Origin of the sequence: Pseudomonas sp. NPDC089534, assembly GCF_044749305.1 — a bacterium.
Taxonomy (GTDB): Bacteria; Pseudomonadota; Gammaproteobacteria; order Pseudomonadales; family Pseudomonadaceae; genus Aquipseudomonas; species Aquipseudomonas ekonensis.
Genome location: NZ_JBIVHR010000226.1, coordinates 1 through 1,001, shown reverse-complemented (window position 1 = coordinate 1,001; position 1,001 = coordinate 1). Strand labels below are relative to the sequence as shown.

Sequence of the window (1,001 nt, the reverse complement as noted above, 5' to 3'; positions counted from 1 at the left end):
AACGACGGCAGCGATCCGTACGAGGAGCTGATTCCGAAGTGGCGTCACCTGAACGTGTTCGAAGGCGAACAGGTGAACCGCGGCGAAGTTATCTCCGACGGCCCGAGCGATCCGCACGACATCCTGCGTCTGCTGGGTGTGAGCGCGCTGGCCAAGTACATCGTGAACGAGATCCAGGACGTTTACCGCCTGCAAGGCGTGAAGATCAACGACAAGCACATCGAGACCATCCTGCGTCAGATGCTGCGTAAGGTCGAGATCTCCGAGTCTGGCGACTCCAGCTTCATCAAGGGCGACCAGATGGAGCTGACCCAGGTGCTGGTGGAAAACGAGCGTCTGAACGCGGAAGACAAGTTCGTCTCCAAGTTCACCCGCGTTCTGCTGGGTATCACCAAGGCGTCGTTGTCGACCGAATCGTTCATCTCGGCGGCTTCCTTCCAGGAAACCACCCGCGTACTGACCGAAGCGGCCGTCACCGGCAAGCGCGATTACCTGCGCGGCCTGAAAGAAAACGTGGTCGTGGGTCGTCTGATCCCGGCCGGTACCGGTCTGGCCTACCACAGCGAGCGCAAGCGTCGCCGTGATGCGGACAAACCGTTGCGCGTAAGCGCCAGTGAAGTGGAAGCTGCACTGACCGAAGCGCTGAACTCGAGCGGTAACTGAGTTCTGCGATAAATGAGCGTAAGGCCCTGACCGCTCCGTTCATCGAATCGAGACATTTTGTCGAGTTTCGGTGGGGGGAGAGGCCAGGGCCTTGCCTTGACTGGGGGCAAGATCCTCTTTAGACTCTTGATCCCCTAAATTTGGCGGGAATCCGTTCCTGCCATTTTGCTTTTCTTGCAAGACAATAGCGTCGCAAGACAACAGTGGAGCTAGTAGATGGCAACTATCAACCAGCTGGTACGTCAGCCGCGTAAGCGTATCGTCGAGAAATACTACTTACCTTAGCTGCAGATCTGCCAGCAACTTCGTGTAGTGTGTATCTGGTTTTACTTATCTTT

2 pseudogenes are annotated in these 1,001 nt (G+C 56.5%); both read left to right on the top strand.

Features of this window, described 5'->3' with window-relative positions:
- A pseudogene (locus ACIP0B_RS28595) lies at positions 1–663 on the top strand (DNA-directed RNA polymerase subunit beta'); the annotation flags it as partial.
- 216 nt (positions 664–879) lie between these two features.
- Positions 880–945, top strand: a pseudogene (rpsL, locus tag ACIP0B_RS28590) (30S ribosomal protein S12); the annotation flags it as partial.
- Positions 946–1,001 lie beyond the last annotated feature (56 nt).